Annotated in this window: 14 protein-coding genes; 10 read left to right on the top strand and 4 right to left on the bottom strand. The window is 65.3% G+C overall.

Going from position 1 to position 16,411, the window contains the following annotated elements; translation table 11 throughout:
* Nucleotides 1-75 precede the first annotated feature (75 nt).
* The 8 genes from OF380_RS02335 to OF380_RS02300 all read left to right on the top strand — a co-directional run bounded on the left by OF380_RS02335 (nucleotide 76) and on the right by OF380_RS02300 (nucleotide 9,771).
* The gene (locus OF380_RS02335) at nucleotides 76-1,014 is read left to right on the top strand and encodes a D-2-hydroxyacid dehydrogenase (RefSeq protein ID WP_264049190.1); all 939 of its coding nucleotides are present in this window, start codon (nucleotides 76-78) and stop codon (nucleotides 1,012-1,014) included.
* Nucleotides 1,015-1,200: 186 nt separating this feature from the next.
* Nucleotides 1,201-2,061: an NADP-dependent methylenetetrahydromethanopterin/methylenetetrahydrofolate dehydrogenase gene (locus OF380_RS02330; protein ID WP_264049189.1), complete on the top strand. Its 861-nt coding sequence runs from the start codon at nucleotides 1,201-1,203 to the stop codon at nucleotides 2,059-2,061.
* 5 nt (nucleotides 2,062-2,066) lie between these two features.
* Nucleotides 2,067-2,705, top strand: a complete 639-nt coding sequence (gene fchA, locus OF380_RS02325) for a methenyltetrahydrofolate cyclohydrolase (RefSeq protein WP_264049188.1) — start codon at nucleotides 2,067-2,069, stop codon at nucleotides 2,703-2,705.
* Between the two features lie 224 nt (nucleotides 2,706-2,929).
* On the top strand, nucleotides 2,930-4,108 hold the full coding sequence (locus tag OF380_RS02320; RefSeq protein WP_264049187.1) for a malate--CoA ligase subunit beta: 1,179 nt from the start codon (nucleotides 2,930-2,932) through the stop codon (nucleotides 4,106-4,108).
* 19 nt (nucleotides 4,109-4,127) lie between these two features.
* The gene (sucD, locus tag OF380_RS02315) at nucleotides 4,128-5,021 is read left to right on the top strand and encodes a succinate--CoA ligase subunit alpha (RefSeq protein ID WP_264049186.1); all 894 of its coding nucleotides are present in this window, start codon (nucleotides 4,128-4,130) and stop codon (nucleotides 5,019-5,021) included.
* Nucleotides 5,022-5,292: 271 nt separating this feature from the next.
* Nucleotides 5,293-8,052: a phosphoenolpyruvate carboxylase gene (locus tag OF380_RS02310; protein WP_264049185.1), complete on the top strand. Its 2,760-nt coding sequence runs from the start codon at nucleotides 5,293-5,295 to the stop codon at nucleotides 8,050-8,052.
* A 130-nt stretch (nucleotides 8,053-8,182) separates the two neighbouring features.
* Complete coding sequence (locus OF380_RS02305) at nucleotides 8,183-9,157, top strand: HpcH/HpaI aldolase/citrate lyase family protein (RefSeq protein WP_264049184.1); 975 nt, start codon at nucleotides 8,183-8,185, stop codon at nucleotides 9,155-9,157.
* Between the two features lie 179 nt (nucleotides 9,158-9,336).
* Complete coding sequence (locus tag OF380_RS02300; protein WP_264049183.1) at nucleotides 9,337-9,771, top strand: GlcG/HbpS family heme-binding protein; 435 nt, start codon at nucleotides 9,337-9,339, stop codon at nucleotides 9,769-9,771.
* Between the two features lie 120 nt (nucleotides 9,772-9,891).
* Here OF380_RS02300 and OF380_RS02295 read toward each other — a convergent pair whose 3' ends face one another.
* Nucleotides 9,892-10,737, bottom strand: coding sequence for an outer membrane protein (locus OF380_RS02295; RefSeq protein ID WP_264049182.1), 846 nt, complete (start codon nucleotides 10,735-10,737; stop codon nucleotides 9,892-9,894).
* A 236-nt stretch (nucleotides 10,738-10,973) separates the two neighbouring features.
* On the opposite strand from OF380_RS02295, the gene OF380_RS02290 reads away from it, so the two are divergent.
* Entirely contained in the window at nucleotides 10,974-11,153 is a 180-nt protein-coding gene (locus OF380_RS02290) for a hypothetical protein (protein WP_264049180.1), read from the top strand.
* A 136-nt stretch (nucleotides 11,154-11,289) separates the two neighbouring features.
* On the opposite strand, the gene OF380_RS02285 is transcribed toward OF380_RS02290, so the two are convergent.
* From OF380_RS02285 to OF380_RS02275, 3 genes are all read right to left on the bottom strand, one after another.
* Nucleotides 11,290-12,135: a formate/nitrite transporter family protein gene (locus OF380_RS02285; RefSeq protein WP_264049179.1), complete on the bottom strand. Its 846-nt coding sequence runs from the start codon at nucleotides 12,133-12,135 to the stop codon at nucleotides 11,290-11,292.
* Between the two features lie 48 nt (nucleotides 12,136-12,183).
* Nucleotides 12,184-12,930 carry a competence/damage-inducible protein A gene (locus OF380_RS02280; protein ID WP_264049178.1) on the bottom strand — a complete coding sequence of 249 codons (747 nt, stop codon included), beginning with the start codon at nucleotides 12,928-12,930 and terminating at the stop codon, nucleotides 12,184-12,186.
* A gap of 75 nt (nucleotides 12,931-13,005) precedes the next feature.
* The gene (locus OF380_RS02275; protein ID WP_404810525.1) at nucleotides 13,006-15,291 is read right to left on the bottom strand and encodes a transglycosylase SLT domain-containing protein; all 2,286 of its coding nucleotides are present in this window, start codon (nucleotides 15,289-15,291) and stop codon (nucleotides 13,006-13,008) included.
* Nucleotides 15,292-15,502: 211 nt separating this feature from the next.
* Here OF380_RS02275 and dapA point away from each other — a divergent pair, with 211 nt between their 5' ends.
* Nucleotides 15,503-16,402 (top strand): 4-hydroxy-tetrahydrodipicolinate synthase, encoded by a 900-nt coding sequence (gene dapA, locus OF380_RS02270; protein WP_264049176.1) that lies wholly within the window; start codon nucleotides 15,503-15,505, stop codon nucleotides 16,400-16,402.
* Nucleotides 16,403-16,411 lie beyond the last annotated feature (9 nt).

Raw genomic sequence — 16,411 nt, 5'->3', positions numbered from 1 at the left:
GACGGGGCGGGCGAGCCCGCCCCGTGACACCCCACGACCCTACCCGTGACCCGGCCGGATCGGCCAGAGGATTCCATGACGAAGAAGATCGTGTTCCTCGACCGCGAGTCCCTGGACGCCAAGGTCCGCCCCTTCAGCTTCCCGCACGATTACGTCGAGCACGAATCGACCTGGACGCCCGAGGAGATCGTCGAACGCCTGCAGGGCGCCGAGATCGCCCTGATCAACAAGGTGCCGATGCGGGCCGAGACGCTCAAGCAGTTGCCCGACCTCAAGCTCATCGCGGTGGCCGCGACCGGAACGGATGTCGTCGACAAGGAGGCCGCCAAGGCCCAGGGCATCACCGTCGTCAACATTCGCGGCTATGCCTTCAATACCGTGCCCGAGCACGTGATCGGCCTGATGTTCGCGCTGCGACGCGCCATCGTTCCTTATGCCAACTCGGTGCGCCGGGGCGATTGGGCGAAGTCCACCCAGTTCTGCTACTTCGACTATCCGATCCATGACATCGCCGGCTCGACGCTCGGTATCGTCGGCTACGGAGCGCTCGGCAAGTCGATCGCCAAGCGGGCGGAAGCGCTGGGCATGAAGGTCATCGCCTACGACGTGTTTCCCCAGGAAGGCCTCGTTGATTTCGAGACCATCCTGCGCGACTCCGACGTCATCACGCTGCACGCACCCCTGACGCCCGAGACCCGCAACATGATCGGGCGCGACGAGCTCGCGAAGATGAAGCGGCATGCGATCCTGATCAATACCGCCCGCGGTGGCCTCGTGGACGAAGAAGCCCTGGCCGAAGCCCTGAAAGCGGGCACCATCGGCGGCGCGGGCTTCGACGTGGTGGTCAACGAGCCCCCGAAGAACGGCAACATCCTGTGCGAACTCGATCTGCCTAATCTCATCGTGACGCCCCACGTCGCCTGGGCGAGCAAGGAGGCCATGCAGATCCTGGCCGACCAGCTCGTGGACAATGTCGAGGCGTACGTCGCGGGCAAGCCGCAGAACGTGGTGTGATGCTTGGCGGACTTCCCCTCACGGGGGGATCGTGGGTCGGAGTGATCGGGCGATCCTCAAGCTTACGAGCTTGGCAAAGCCTACTCACTGTTTCCCGCGACGGTGACGCGTAAGAGCCGCGATCCGCCATTTGAGACTGAGAACGACCAGCCGCGCCAAGCGCGGGACCGACAGGGATCAAGAACAATGAAAAAGCTGCTGTTCCAATTCGACACCGACACCGTCCCGAGCGTGTTCGACGTGGTCGTCGGCTACGATGGCGGCGCGGATCACATCACCGGCTACGGCAACGTTACGCCGGAGAATGTTGGTGCGCTGGTCGATGGCACCATCTACACGCGCGGCGGCTCTGAGAAGAAGTCCACCGCGATCTTCGTGGGCGGCGGCAGCATGGCGGCTGGCGAAGCGGTGTTCGAGGCGGTGAAGAAGCGCTTCTTCGGTCCGTTCCGCGTCTCGATCATGTTGGATTCGAACGGGTCCAATACCACGGCTGCCGCTGGCGTCGCGCTGGTCCAGAAGTCGGCCGGCTCGCTCCAGGGCAAGAAGGCCGTCGTGCTCGCCGGAACCGGACCGGTCGGCATGCGTTCGGCCGCGCTCCTTGCCCAGGAGGGTGCCGAGGTGACGCTCTGTGGCCGATCGCTCGACAAGGCGCAGGCTGCCGCCGACCAGATCAACGCGCGCTTTAAGGTGAATATCAAGGCGGCCGAGACGCCGGATGCAGCCTCGCGTGCCGCGATCGTCAGGGGCCAGAACATCGTGTTCTCGGCCGGCGCCATCGGTCTCGAGCTTCTGCCCGAGGACGCCTGGAAGGACGAGGCCAGCATCGAATTTGTGGCGGATTACAACGCGCAGCCGCCACTCGGCTTCGGCGGTATCGAGGCCATGGACAAGGCCAAGGAGCGTCACGGCAAGAAGGTCTTCGGCGCGCTGGGTATCGGCGGGCTGAAGCTGAAGCTCCACCGGGCCTGCGTCGGGCAGCTCTTCGACAGCACGGAGCAGGTTCTCGATGCCGAGGCGATCTACGCCCTCGCCAAGAAGATGGCCTGACCGACATGGCCAAGGAGAATCCAGCCCAGGATACCCTTCAGACCTTCCTCGACGGTCTGGCCAGCGCGGCCCCCACCCCTGGTGGGGGTGGTGCCGCCGCCATCTCCGGCGCCATGGGCGCCGCCCTCCTCAGCATGGTGTGCAACCTCACCATCGGGAAGAAGAAGTACGTCGAGGTCGAGGGCGAATTGCGTGAGATCCTCGGGCAATCCGAGGCACTGCGCGCCGAACTCACCGGAATGATCGCCGACGATGTCGCGGCCTTTGACGCGGTGATGGGGGCCTATGGGCTGCCCAAGGCCACGGACGAGGAGAAGGCGGCCCGTGCCGACCGGATCCAGGCGGCATTGAAGATCGCCACCGACGTGCCGCTCGCCTGCTGTCGGGCCTGCCGCAAGGTCATCGATCTGTCTCAGGCGGTGGCCGACAAGGGCAACCTCAACGTCATCTCGGATGCCGGCGTCGCGGTCCTTTCGGCCCATGCCGGCCTGCGCAGCGCAGCGCTCAACGTCTATGTCAACGCCAAAGGGCTCGACGACCGCGCCTTCGCCGACGAGCGCCTGCGCGAACTCGAGACTCTGCTCGGTTCGGCCGGACCGCTCAACGAAGCGGTCTATGAGGTCGTCAAGGCCAAGGTGAACTGAAGCCCACGCCCCGGATAACCGGGGCAAGACATGGGCAAGATCTGAAAGACCGAGAGCTGTTACCGACGCCATCGGGGCAGCTCTCCTGCAAAATGAATACAGTCTGCTGACCTTCAAGACGGACTGGAAGAGACTATAAAAAAATATAAGTGGCGAAGCACTTTCCGTGAAGTGAAATTTACGAGACAGTCGCGCCAAGGGAAGAAACGTCGAGGAGAACGCCCATGGACGTGCACGAGTACCAGGCCAAGGAGCTGCTCGCCGGCTTCGGCGTGGCCGTTCCGAAGGGCGCTGTCGCCTTCAGCGCCGATCAGGCCGTCTACGCGGCGACCGAGCTCGGAGGATCGTTCTGGGCCGTCAAGGCGCAGATTCATGCCGGTGCCCGCGGCAAGGCCGGCGGGATCAAGCTCTGCCGAACCTACAACGAGGTCCGCGACGCGGCCAAGGACCTGCTCGGCAAGCGCCTGGTGACCATTCAGACCGGGCCCGAGGGCAAGCCTGTCCAGCGAGTTTACGTCGAGACTGCCGATCCGTTCGAGCGGGAACTCTACCTCGGCTATGTCCTCGACCGGAAGGCCGAGCGCGTCCGAGTCATCGCGTCCCAGCGCGGCGGCATGGATATCGAGGAGATCGCCGCCAACGAGCCCGAGGCCCTGATCCAGGTGGTTGTCGAGCCGGCGGTGGGGCTTCAGCAATTTCAGGCCCGCGAGATCGCGTTCCGGCTCGGGCTGAACATCAAGCAGGTTTCGGCCGCCGTAAAGACGATCATGAACGCCTACCGGGCGTTCCGCGATTGCGACGGCACCATGCTGGAGATCAATCCCCTCGTCGTCACCAAGGACGACCGGGTGCTGGCGCTGGACGCCAAGATGTCCTTCGACGACAACGCCATGTTCCGCCGGCGCAACATCGCCGACATGCACGATCCCTCGCAGGGCGATCCGCGCGAGGCCCAGGCCGCCGAACACAACCTCTCCTATATCGGCCTCGAAGGTGAGATCGGCTGCATCGTCAACGGCGCAGGGCTCGCCATGGCGACCATGGACATGATCAAGCACGCGGGCGGTGAGCCCGCGAACTTCCTCGATGTCGGCGGCGGCGCCTCGCCGGACCGGGTCGCGACAGCCTTCCGCCTCGTGCTCTCTGACCGCAATGTGAAGGCGATTCTCGTCAACATCTTCGCCGGCATCAACCGCTGTGACTGGGTCGCCCAAGGGGTGATTCAGGCGGCGCGGGAGGTGAAGATCGATGTGCCCCTCATCGTCCGGCTGGCCGGCACGAATGTGGAGGCTGGCCAGAAGATCCTGGCCGAGAGCGGCCTCGACCTCATCACCGCCGACAGCCTGTCGGATGCGGCCGCCAAGGCTGTCGAAGCCTGCGCCGCCGCCAAGACCAACCGCTGAGCGAAGGGGAGGATACGCGATGAGCATTCTGATCGACGAGAAGACCCCGATTCTCATTCAGGGCATCACAGGCGACAAGGGCACCTTCCACGCCAAGGAGATGATGGAGTACGGCTCCAACGTGGTCGGCGGCGTCACACCCGGCAAGGGTGGCAAGACCCATCTCGGGGTGCCGGTGTTCAACACCGTCAAGGAGGCCGTCGAGGCTACCGGCGCCACGACTTCCATCACCTTCGTGGCCCCGCCCTTCGCGGCCGACGCCATCATGGAAGGCGCCGATGCGGGCCTCGCTCTGATCTGCTCGATCACCGATGGCATCCCGGCCCAGGACATGATGCGGGTGAAGCGGTATCTCCGCCGCTACCCGAAAGAAAAGCGCACCATGGTGGTGGGCCCGAACTGCGCCGGCATCATCTCGCCGGGCAAGTCGATGCTCGGCATCATGCCCGGCCACATCTACCTCCAGGGGAATGTCGGCGTGATCTCGCGTTCCGGCACGCTCGGCTACGAGGCTGCCGCGCAGATGAAGGCTGAGGGCATCGGCATCTCGACCTCGGTGGGCATCGGCGGAGACCCCATCAACGGCTCGTCCTTCCTCGACCACCTGGCCCTGTTCGAGCAGGACCCGGAGACCCGGGCCGTGCTGATGATCGGCGAGATCGGCGGTCCGCAGGAGGCGGAAGCCTCGGCCTGGATCAAGGAGAACATGTCGAAGCCGGTGGTGGGCTTCGTCGCAGGCCTCACGGCTCCGAAGGGCCGCCGCATGGGACATGCCGGCGCGATCATCTCGGCGACCGGCGACTCGGCCGCCGAGAAGGCGGAGATCATGCGCTCGTATGGGCTGACCGTGGCGCCGAGCCCCGGCGAGTTCGGCTCGACCGTAGCACAGGTGATGCGCAAGCTCGCGGCGTAAGTGCCAAAATCCCTCCTTCGCTGCGGGGGAGGGTGGTCGCGGAGCGACCGGGAGAGAGGGCGACCACTGCGGACAGCGTGCTTCCCTCACCCGACCCGCTCAACGGGCCACCCTCAGCCGCAGAGGAGAGAGGGCGGTGCATACAAGTCTGCTCTGCAACCCGACACTCAATCGTTCCGGCGGCTTGCCTCTTTCAAACGAGGCGATCGCCCTTCCATCGCCCGCCTCCGTCGCGGTCGATCGGCTGAAACTTTCATCAAGGTCACCTTCGATGACGGATACCCTTCATGCTCCGGTCGGAGCCATCGACCAGACCTTCGCACCCCCCGTCATCACGGGCACGTCGTCGAAGGAAGCGCTCGATATCCTGTTCCATGCCCTGCTCGCGGTCGCTCGCCGGCACGAGCCGGAACTGGAAGACGTCCTGCATGGCCGCGCCAACATCTCGGAGTTCTCACCGGAGCTCCTCGCCCGCGCGTTGCAGGTCCAGGGAATCTGGTTCCAGCTCCTGTCCATTGCCGAGCAGAATGCAGCAATGCGCCGCCGCCGGCAGGTGGAGCGCACCAAGGGCCGGGAAGCCTTGGGAGGAAGCTTCAGTGCCGTCCTGGCGGATGCGGCGGCGTTCGGCATCAAGGCGCCGGAGATCCACGCGCTCCTCAAGGATCTGCGCATCCGGCCGACGATCACGGCGCATCCCACCGAGGGTAAGCGGGTTACGGTGCTGGAGAAGTTCCGTCGCATCTACCTCGTGCTGCGCGAGCTCGAGCTGCCGCGCTGGACTGAGCGCGAGCGCAACGGCCTCATGAACGAACTGCGCGACCAGATCGAGCTCGTCTGGATGACCGGTGAACTCCATCTGGAGAAGGCCACCGTCGAACGCGAAGTCGCCTGGGGCCTGCACTTCTTCGACGAAACGCTGTTCGAGATGCTGCCCGAAGTGCTCTACTCTCTTGAGGAGAGCCTGGCGCAGTATTACCCGGACGAGAAGTTCGAGGTACCGCCGTTCTTCCAGTTCGGATCCTGGATCGGCGGCGACCGCGACGGCAATCCCTACGTGACCTCTTCCGTCACCCGGGCCACCCTGCAGCGCAACGCGCTCGCTTCGCTGCGGCGCTACCGGGATGGTGTCACGGCCCTTGGCCGCACGCTCTCGCTCACCGAACGTTCCCTACCCGTGCCGCCGACCTTCAAGGCTGAATTGGCGCAGATGCTCACCGAGAGTGGGGATAGCCGCGCCATCGCCAGCCGGAATCCGGGGGAGGCCTATCGCCAGTTCCTCACCTGTATCCTCCGCAAGCTCGAAGCGACGATCCTACGTAACAAGGGTCAGCGTCCCACGGGGCCGGACTACCCGAGTGCGGATGGCCTCATCAACGATCTGCGGGTCCTGGAACAGGGGCTCACGGACGCGAAATGCCCCTCCCTCGCCATCGACCTCGTGCGGCCGGTTCGGCGCATGGTCGAGATCTTCCGCTTCTCCACCGTCCGCCTGGATCTGCGCGAGAACACCACCCGCACCACGAAGACGCTGCACGCCCTGTGGCAACAGGCCCATGGCCAGAACCGAACGCCGCCCGACATCGATTCGGCGGAGTGGAAGGCATGGCTCCTTGGCGAACTGGCCAAGCCTCGCGCCCGGGAGCGCAGCTTCGAATCCCTGCCCGACGACGCCCGCGAGACCCTGGACACCTTCGCTCTGGTCGGCGAGATGCGCGAGCAGCTCGACCGCGAGGCCTTCGGCTCCTTCGTCCTCTCGATGACCCGCTCCGTGCAGGACATCCTCGGCGCCTATCTGCTTGCCAAGGAGACGGGCAACTTCCTCGATGCCGCCGGCACCGAGATCTGCTGTCTGCCGATCGTGCCGCTGTTCGAAACCATCGATGATCTGCGCGCCGCCCCTGCGATCATGAAGGAATTGTTCTCGATTCCCGTGGTGCGCCGCTCGACCCGCTGGCAGGGCGGCGTGCAGGAGGTGATGATCGGCTACTCGGATTCGAACAAGGACGGCGGCTTCGTCGCCTCGAATTGGGAGCTGTACAAGGCGCAGGACAAGCTGACTCAGCTCGGCAAGGCATCGGGCGTGCCGATCGCGTTCTTCCACGGGCGCGGTGGCTCGGTGAGCCGCGGCGGCGCGCCGACGGCGCGGGCCATCGCGGCACAGCCGCCAGGCTCGATCAACGGCCGCTTCCGAACCACGGAGCAGGGCGAGGTTGTCTCGTTCAAATACGCCAACCGGGGTACGGCGGCCTACCAGATGGAGTTGCTTGCTTCCTCCGTGTTCGAGCATGCCCTGAAGTCCGAGCGCGAGGCTGCCAAGACCCCGCGCAACGAGTTCGACGACTGCCTCGAAGCCCTGTCAGGCGCATCGCGGGCGGCCTACGTGAATCTCATCCAGCATCCCGACCTCGTGACCTATTTCGGCGCCGCGAGCCCGCTTGACGAGATCGCGCTGCTGAATATCGGCTCACGCCCAGCCCGCCGCTTTGGGGCTCGCTCGCTCTCCGACCTACGGGCGATCCCGTGGGTTTTCGCCTGGTCGCAGAACCGGCATGTCATCACGGGCTGGTACGGCGTAGGGTCGGGCCTCAAGAGCTTCCTCGACGTGCGCGGTGCGCAGGGTGAGGCGCAATTGAAGCGCCTGTTCGCGGAATCGAAGCCGTTCCGGCTCATCCTCGATGAAGTCGAGAAGACGCTTCTCATGGTCGATCTCGAGATCGCCCGTGATTACGCGAGCCTCGTCCCCGACGCGGGTGCCCGCGATAGCATCTTCCCGCTGATCGAGGCGGAGTATGCCTTGACCCGCGAGATGGCCCTGCGGGTCAGCGGTGACCGCGAACTCGCCGAGCGCTTTCCCCTGTTCCGCGATCGCCTCAACGGACGTCTGCCGACCATCAATCAGGTCAGCCGCGAGCAGGTGGAACTGCTGCGCCGCTTCCGCTCGGAAGAGGACGAAGACCAGCGCGAGGCGGTGAAGTCCGCCCTGCTGCTCTCGATCAACTGCATCGCCGTCGGCTTCGGCGCGACGGGTTGACGAATTCGTCAGGGTACCGGGCGGCCGCTGAGCTGCCCGGTCGAGCGCGAAAACGCGCTGCGACCGGTATGCTGGCTCGACCTTCGGGCCTCATGGACGTTCAGACACAATCCAACAGGAAGGATCCCCAATGAGCTTTACCCTGATCCAGCAGGCGACCCCGCGCCTCCACCGCTCGGAACTCGCGGTCCCCGGCTCCAACCCAACCTTCATGGAGAAGTCGGCGGCCTCGAAAGCCGATGTGATCTTCCTCGATCTCGAGGATGCCGTTGCGCCGGACGACAAGGAGCAGGCCCGCAAGAACATCATCCAGGCGCTCAACGAGATCGACTGGGGCAACAAGACCATGATGATCCGCATCAATGGTCTCGATACGCACTACATGTATCGCGACGTGGTCGACATCGTCGAGGCTTGTCCGCGCCTCGACATGATCCTGATCCCCAAGGTCGGTGTGCCGGCCGACGTCTACGCCATCGACGTGATGGTGACGCAGATCGAGCAGGCGAAGAAGCGCGAGAAGAAGATCGGATTCGAGGTACTGATCGAGACCGCGCTCGGCATGGCCAATGTCGAGGCGATCGCCACCTCCTCCAAGCGCCTGGAGGCCATGTCTTTCGGCGTGGCGGACTACGCCGCCTCCACCCGCGCCCGCTCGACCGTCATCGGCGGCGTGAACAAGGACTACTCGATTCTGACCGACAAGGACGAGGCCGGCAACCGCGAGATTCACTGGCAGGATCCCTGGTTGTTCGCCCAGGCCCGCATGATGGTCGCCTGCCGCGCCTACGGCCTGCGCCCGATCGACGGTCCGTTCGGCGATTTCTCCGATCCGGACGGGTACACCTCCGCTGCCCGCCGCTGCGCCGCCCTCGGCTTCGAGGGCAAATGGGCGATCCACCCGAGCCAGATCGAACTGGCCAACGAGGTGTTCACCCCCTCCGCGGCCGAAGTGGAGAAGGCTCGCCGCATCCTGGCGGCCATGGAAGACGCAGCCAAGGCCGGCAAGGGCGCCGTTTCCCTCGACGGCCGCCTCATCGACATCGCTTCGATCCGGATGGCCGAAGCGCTGATCGAGAAGGCCAACGCCATGGCGTCGAACTGAGCCGCGGCCGCATCGATTCGATCTGAGACCTGACTCAGCCGCCTCCCCGGAGGCGGCCAATTTTATGAGTGTAGCGCGACCGCAAACAAACCGGCACTGATTCGGGCTGTCGCTCGTTAGCGATACGCAACGCTCCGGCTTACCTAAGTTTATCTCTGGCTCTCTAGGGAGGTTTGACCATGCACGTGACCATCGAAGACGCACACAAAGCCATCGAAGCAGCTCGAGCCAAGGCCGTGGAACTCGACACCCAGATGTGTATCGCCGTCGTGGATTCGGGGGGCAACCTGAAGGCCTTCTACCGGATGGACGGCGCCTGGGTCGGCTCCATCGACATCGCACAGAAGAAGGCCAAGACCTCCGTGTTCTTCGGCATGATGACCGGACAGATCGGCGGGCTCTCGCAGCCCGGCGGCCCACTCTACGGCATCGAGCATTCGAATGACGGGCTGATCACCTTCCCGGGCGGTATTCCCATCGTAGACAAGGACGGAGAGATGTCCGGCGCCATCGGCGTCAGCGGCTCGACGGTGGAGAACGACCATGCCGTGGCGCTGGCCGGAGCCAGCTCGATCGGATCCACTGAACTGCCTGCTCATCCCTGGCGGACTTGAGGGCGCTTCGGACGCGGCTCGACCAGGCGTTCGTTGAAATAAAAGAAGCCCTGCTCGCGCGAGCAGGGCTTCTTCGTATCTTACCCGTCGGCACCCGAATGGATGCCGACGCCTTTCGCCTTAGAGACTGCCGAACTTATAGTTGAAGCCGGCCTTGATGATATTGCCCTGGGTCTCGAAGCGCGAGGTGTAGGAGCCGGTGGACAGCGGGACACTCAGGTTGTTGACCTGAACGCTGCGGCTGCCGAGGTCGTAATGGAGGTACTCGGCCTTCAACGTGATGGCGCTGGCACCGATGAGGCCACCGATGAAGTTGAAGCGGTTCAGGAAGCTGTCGGTCGGGATGGCGTACTCGATGCCGCCGCCATAGGCGTAGCCGGTCTCCATCTCGTTGTACCGGCCGCTATAGGCCAGGACGCCGGCGCTGTTGAAGAAGTTCGAGCGGTAGTCGACGCTGCCGTAGGCGAAGCCGCCGGTCCCGTAGACGAGAAACCGGTCGAACGCGTAGCCGAGGCGACCCTGGACGGTGCCGAGGTAGTCGAGGCGCTGGCGGAAGGTTGCCGACTCGTTGAGCGAACCGAGCGTGCCGTAGCGCTTGCTGATGTCAGTCCAGGTCACGTCCGCGTTCACGCCGACCACGAAGCCGGCGCCCGGGGTGAACTGGTAATTATAGCCGATGCCGCCGCCCACATTGCCGATTCCGTCCTGTTCAGAACGGACATTCAGCGGGAACCGATTGGCGGCGATCGCGGTCTGCGTGCCCAGCTCGTTGCCTGTGTTGCGGATGTTCTGACGGTCGCTGAACGCGTAGGAGCTGTGCGTGCCAAGGTAGAAGCCCGTCCAGGTGAAGACCGGTACCGGCGTAAAGACCGGCGGGGGTGCCTGGCGGCGCGGCAGATCGGCGGCGGAGGCCGCGCCGATGGCGACCAACGAGGCCAGGCCGCCCAGGATTGACTTTGCGATCATCGGGTTTCGTATCCCATGTCCAGAATTTCGGCCACGCTACCTGGGGTTTGGCTTACGGACTATGCCCGCCAAGCCACACCCGTCCGCCGAAGCGTCCCAGGGCGTACCGAGATGCAGCACAAGCGGCTGCCGTTCCGACTTTCGCCTACGGCCTCCGCGACGCCCGTGGGAACGGAGGCTTAAGCATGCTGCGCTATTCCGATAGGCGACATTCTCCAGCCGTGACGGGAGCGACGATGACACGGGACCAACTCGCCGCCGAACTGAAGCGCATGGCCACCGATCAGGTCAGCGACATCGAGCGCGCGGTCAAGGATGGGCACAAGACGATCGCCCTGAACGAGATCGCCGACCTCAACCGAAACCTGAAGGCCCTGGCCGCCGCGATCAAGGGAAGGACCGTCGCGCGCGCCTGAGGGACAGCATCGGGCACTCTGGAGCCCTGGTGCCGCTTATCATCCGAAGACCGAACGCTTCGGAGCCGTCAGGGGGGATCGGCGTGTCCGAGTCGAGAACCGGATCCGCCGTCCTTCTCAAAGCGGGCGGGTGGCGTCACGCCTCGCCATCCGAAACCTTCTGCTGCTCGACCTCCGGTGCAACTTGACCAAAGTTCAGAACGGCCACGAGGGCCGTGCCTCCGAAGACGTTGCCGATCAGGGTCGGTAGGAAGAAGCGCCAAACGTAATCGAGCATCGTCACCTCGCCAATAAAGACGAGGTAGAACGCGTCGACTGACCCGGCGACGATGTGCGACAGGTCGCACATCGAGACGAGCCAAGTGATCAGGACGATCACGAAGGGCGCGGTCGCGCCCGTGGCGGGCAGCATCCAGACCATCAGGGCAATGAGCCAACCTGCGAAGACCGCCTTGATGACGGTCGTGCCGAAGGCCGAACCTACCGCATGGCGGCCGATCTGCGCAAAGGCGTCCCGGATGTTCGGCTCAAATGCCTCCGAGTGGGACAGGACGGCTGCGATGGCGGCGGTAGCGGCGATGTTACCGGCCAGGACGATGCCCCAGAGGCGCAGCACGCGCCGCAGGGTCTTCATCGTCCGGTCGTGCAGCAGCGGCAGAATCGGCGTCACCGTGTTCTCGGTGAAAAGCTGCTGACGACCCAGAACCACGATGAGGAAGCCGGTTGCGTAGCCGAGGCTGGTCACCAGGCTGGTCCATGTCGCATCCGGCAGGTGCGCCTTGAGCACACCGGGTACGATTAGGGAGAACCCCATGGTCAGGCCCGCAGCAACGGCCGAGACCAGGAGTGCGCCCCCGTGACGGCGCAGCTCCTCGTCGCCTTCCAGTCGGATCGCCTCGTGCAGGACGAAAGCACCCGGTCGGCCTACCTCGGCAATGCTTCGGCGCCGTTCATCGTCCCCCTGTTCAGGCCCTTCTGCCATCCCACTCTCCCGTACCTGACAGAAAACCGTGGGCGATACTGGCCTGGATCAGGCGTCAGCGCCCTCGCGCAAGGCATCCAGCAGAGCGACGACCGCATCCCGCGCCCTGGTGACTTCCTCGGGATCCTTGCCGCGGACGACGACGCGATTGGCGAATCCGTTCGGCGTCATCGACGGATAAGAACCGATCGAAACCGCCTCGTGTGCCCTCGCGATCGTTGCGAGCCCGCCCGCATAGGTCCCCTCCGGAAGGTTTCCCGCCTCGATGGTCTCCGAGAGGACCTTGGCCCCGGTGGTCAGCGTCGGCCCGATCTGATCGAGCATCGCCTGCATGATCGCCGGGACGCCGGCCATCACGAACACGTTGCCGATGCGGAACCCGGGCGCCTTCGAGACCGGGTTCGGGATCAGGTCGGCGCTGGCCGGTATGCGCGCCATGCGCAGGCGCGCCTCGTTGAGGTCCTCGGGCTTATGGCGCTCCAGCAGCATCGCCCGGGCGCGGGGGTCGACGTCGATGCTCACACCGAAGGCGGCAGCCACGCTATCGGCGGTGATGTCGTCGTGTGTCGGCCCGATGCCGCCCGTGGTGAAGAGGTAGGTGTGGTCATTTCGCAAGGCGTTGACCGCCGCAACGATCCGGTCCGCCTCATCCGGTACGATACGCACCTCCCGGAGATCGATCCCGATCGCCGTGCAGTAATCGGCGATGGTGCCGATGTTCTTGTCCTTGGTGCGCCCGGACAGGATCTCGTCACCGATCACGAGAATGGCGGCGGTGATGGCAGCTTGCGTCATGGTGGATCCGTTGGGAGCAGCGTGTGCAACCAAGGTAGCGCCCGAGGCGCGGCCCGGCCACGCCCTCGGGTTCCGTCATCGGGCGCCGCGCTGCAAGTCGCCTTCGATCAGAAGGGCGCTCTTTCCATCCAGGCGATTGCGATAGACCTGCAGGTTCTCCATCACCCGCTGCACATAGTTGCGCGTCTCGGTAAAGGGGATGCGCTCGACCCAATCGATCGGATCGACGCCGCCTTTACGGGGATCGCCGTAGGCATCGATCCATTTCTTCACGTTGCCGCCGCCGGCATTGTACGAGGCGAAGGCGAGGATGTACGAGCCACGCCAATCTTCCATGAGTTCGCCGAGATGCGCCTGGCCGAGGCGGGCGTTGTAGGCGGGATCTCCGGTCAGCCGGTCCTGATCGAAGCTGGCGCTGACCCGGCGGGCCGTACGCTGAGCGGTGGCCGGCATCATCTGCATCAGCCCGCGTGCGCCGACGCTCGACTGCGCCTGAGGATCGAACTGGCTCTCCTGGCGCGCGATCGCGAAGACCATCGCCTTCTCAACCAGCGGCACCGCCGAGGAGGCTTCATAGGTCGGAATCCCGATCGTGGGGTAGGCGTGGGCGTCGAGGGGCAGGCCGCGCTGTACGGCGATTTTACCGATGGCGACGAGCGCCCGAGCGTTGCGCTGCTCCGCCGCGACATTGCCGAGCGCATCGATCTCGGCCGCGTCGGTCAGGCGGTTGGCGGCGTCGATATAGAGCGGAAGCGCAAGGTCCTTCAGGGCCGCCGCCTCGAGCATCTTCAAGGCGCGAACGTAGAGTCTCTGATCGAAGGCGGCCTGCCGGATTGCATCGAGTTCCGGGATGCTGCGCAGGGACAGGCTGGAGCGCCCGAGCTTGGCCCGCGCCAATTGTCCATAATAGGCAATGGGTTGAAGCGCCGCCCGCTCGTAGAAGGCCCTGGTTTCATCGGTCTGCCCCAGGGCCTCGGCGGCGCGGCCTTGCCAGTACGCGGCCCGCGCTAATGAGATCGGGGTCTCGGCGATACGCCCGGCTTCTGCGAAATGGCGCGTGGCCTTGGCGGCATCCTCCTGGAAACGCAGGGCGATCCAGCCGGCGTGGAATTCCGCCTCGATCCGCTTCTCCACCGTGCGGGCGCTGTGCGCGCTCGCCACCGCGTAGGCTGTCGCAGGATCGTTGGCGTCGACGAGCTTGCGCGCCACGATCCGGCGTTCCACCCACCACTCATCGCCATCGACAAGGACGTCGGGGTTCGACGGCGCCATGGCGAGTAGGGCCGCCGCCTCCACGAACTTATCCTGGCGGCGCAAGTGCTGGGCGCGGGAGAGGATGTAGGAGGAGTCGCTCCGCAGAGATGGGGGCACCGCGTTGAGGGCGGCAGGAGCCGCGGCACTCTTATCCTCGACGGCCCGCCGCGCCCGCACGAGGGTGGCGTAGCTGCCGCCTGCCGAGGCGGCGGCCCGACCGGCCGTCTCGTAATCCTCCTTCAGGAGTGCGCGCTCCATCCGGTAGCGATGATCGATCCGGGTGAGCAGCCCCGGAAAGGCATCGGTCACCCGGCTTTCCAGACCGCGCCCGAAAGTTTCCGAACGCCAGAGATCGCGCACAAGCGCGGCGGCATCCTCGTCCAAACCATCGGACTTGAGAGCGAGGGCCAAGGCGAACTTACCCGGAGCGCTGGCGGGCTTGGAGGCAGCGAAGAAGGCGCGGACCGTCGCGGCATTCCTGCGCTCGGTGAGCAGCGCCTCCTCCGCCCGGCGACGGAGCAGAGGCCCCGCCGGCCAATCGGGATTGCTGCGCGTGAAGGCGACTGTTCGTTCGAAACCGATCCCCGCGCCAGCGCGGATCGCCACCCATTCGAGCAGTGCGCGGGCAGCCGGATCCTTGAAGCCGTCGCGCAGGCGATCCCCCTCGCTGACCCGTCCCTTGCGATAGGCATCGATCGCTTGACGCAGCGCCGGAAGATCGATGCCGGGCGCGACCTGCGCCGCGCGCGATGGATCAGGCACTTCCGGCACCGGCGCTACGGGAGAGACGGCGGCATCCGGCAGCGGAAATGCGATCCCCGCCTCCGGATCGGCGGAGGCATAAGCTTTGGCCGAGGCGGGCAGCGCAGCCGGCAGGCCCTGGCTCGGCACGGTCTCGGGGGCTTTGGCCTCGATCTTGAGGGCATCCGCCGCGACTGGATCCGCAATCCGCGACTCGGGCAGGGCAGCGGACGGCGCCACTGCGTCACTCGCGGGACGGAGCGTCGGAGCGTCCGTTCCCGGGCCGGAGGAGGCCGCGAGGACGGAGCCCGCCGAGGCGAGGGCGAGGACCAGCATCAGGGTCGCGTGCTGCGTCGAGAACACCATGGTTCTTCCAGTCCCGTCGTATGCGGACAGGCCCCCAAGCTCGCCCGGAGGGCATGAACAAGCTCACCCAGAGGGCATTAAGAAGGCATTAACCCCGTGAAAGGAGCGTTTGCGCCGGTGCGGGCGAGGGCCTATGTCTGCCCATCCGCGCGAAGCGGTGCCGCTGCCGGACAACCGGTGCATGACAAGACCGACGGCTGGGAACGCCAGGATGACCGAGACCTCCACCCGACGCCTCCGCGGCGCGATATCCGCCCTCGTGACCCCGTTCAAGGACGGTGCCTTCGACGAAGCCGCCTTTCGCAAGTTCGTGAACTGGCAGATCGCGCAAGGCATCCATGGTCTCGTCCCCACCGGAACGACCGGCGAGAGCCCGACGCTGAGTCACGCGGAGCATGATCGCGTCGTCGAGATCTGCATTGAGGAGGCCGCGGGCCGCGTGCCGGTGATCGCCGGTGCCGGATCGAATTCCACCGCCGAAGCCGTCGAGCGTGCCCGACATGCCGAGAGGGCGGGAGCGAACGCCGTGCTGGTGGTCACGCCCTACTACAACAAGCCGACGCAGGCCGGGCTCTACGCGCATTTCAAGGCCGTGAACGATGCCATCGGCATTCCGATCATCCTCTACAACATCCCAGGACGTTCCATCGTCGATATGAGCGTCGAAACGATGGCACGCTTGTATGAGCTCAAGAATATCGCCGGGGTAAAGGACGCCACGGCCAAGCTTGACCGGGTCAGTCTGCAGCGCCAAGCCATGGGCGAAGAGTTCGTCCAGCTTTCAGGCGAAGATGCGACGGCGCTCGGGTTCAATGCGCATGGAGGCTGCGGCTGCATCTCCGTCGTCTCGAACGTGGCGCCCCGGCTCAGCGCAGATCTGCAGGAGGCGACGCTGCGGGGCGATTACGCCAAGGCCCTGCAGATCCAGGACCGGCTGCTGCCCCTGCACGCCAGCATGTTCGTGGAACCGAACCCGTCCCCGGCGAAATACGCGCTCGCTCGGCTTGGCCTGATGACGGATGAAGTCCGTCTGCCCTTGCTGACGGTAAGCGACGAGACGAAGGCCCTGGTAGACGCGGCGCTGCGTCATGCCGGGCTGCTCGACGCCTGACCACATCTG

The sequence above is a fragment of the Methylobacterium sp. FF17 genome (assembly GCF_025813715.1).
Classification (GTDB): Bacteria; Pseudomonadota; Alphaproteobacteria; order Rhizobiales; family Beijerinckiaceae; genus Methylobacterium; species Methylobacterium flocculans.
Note: the sequence above shows the minus strand (reverse complement) of the source record. Positions and strands in the feature narration are given on the sequence as shown.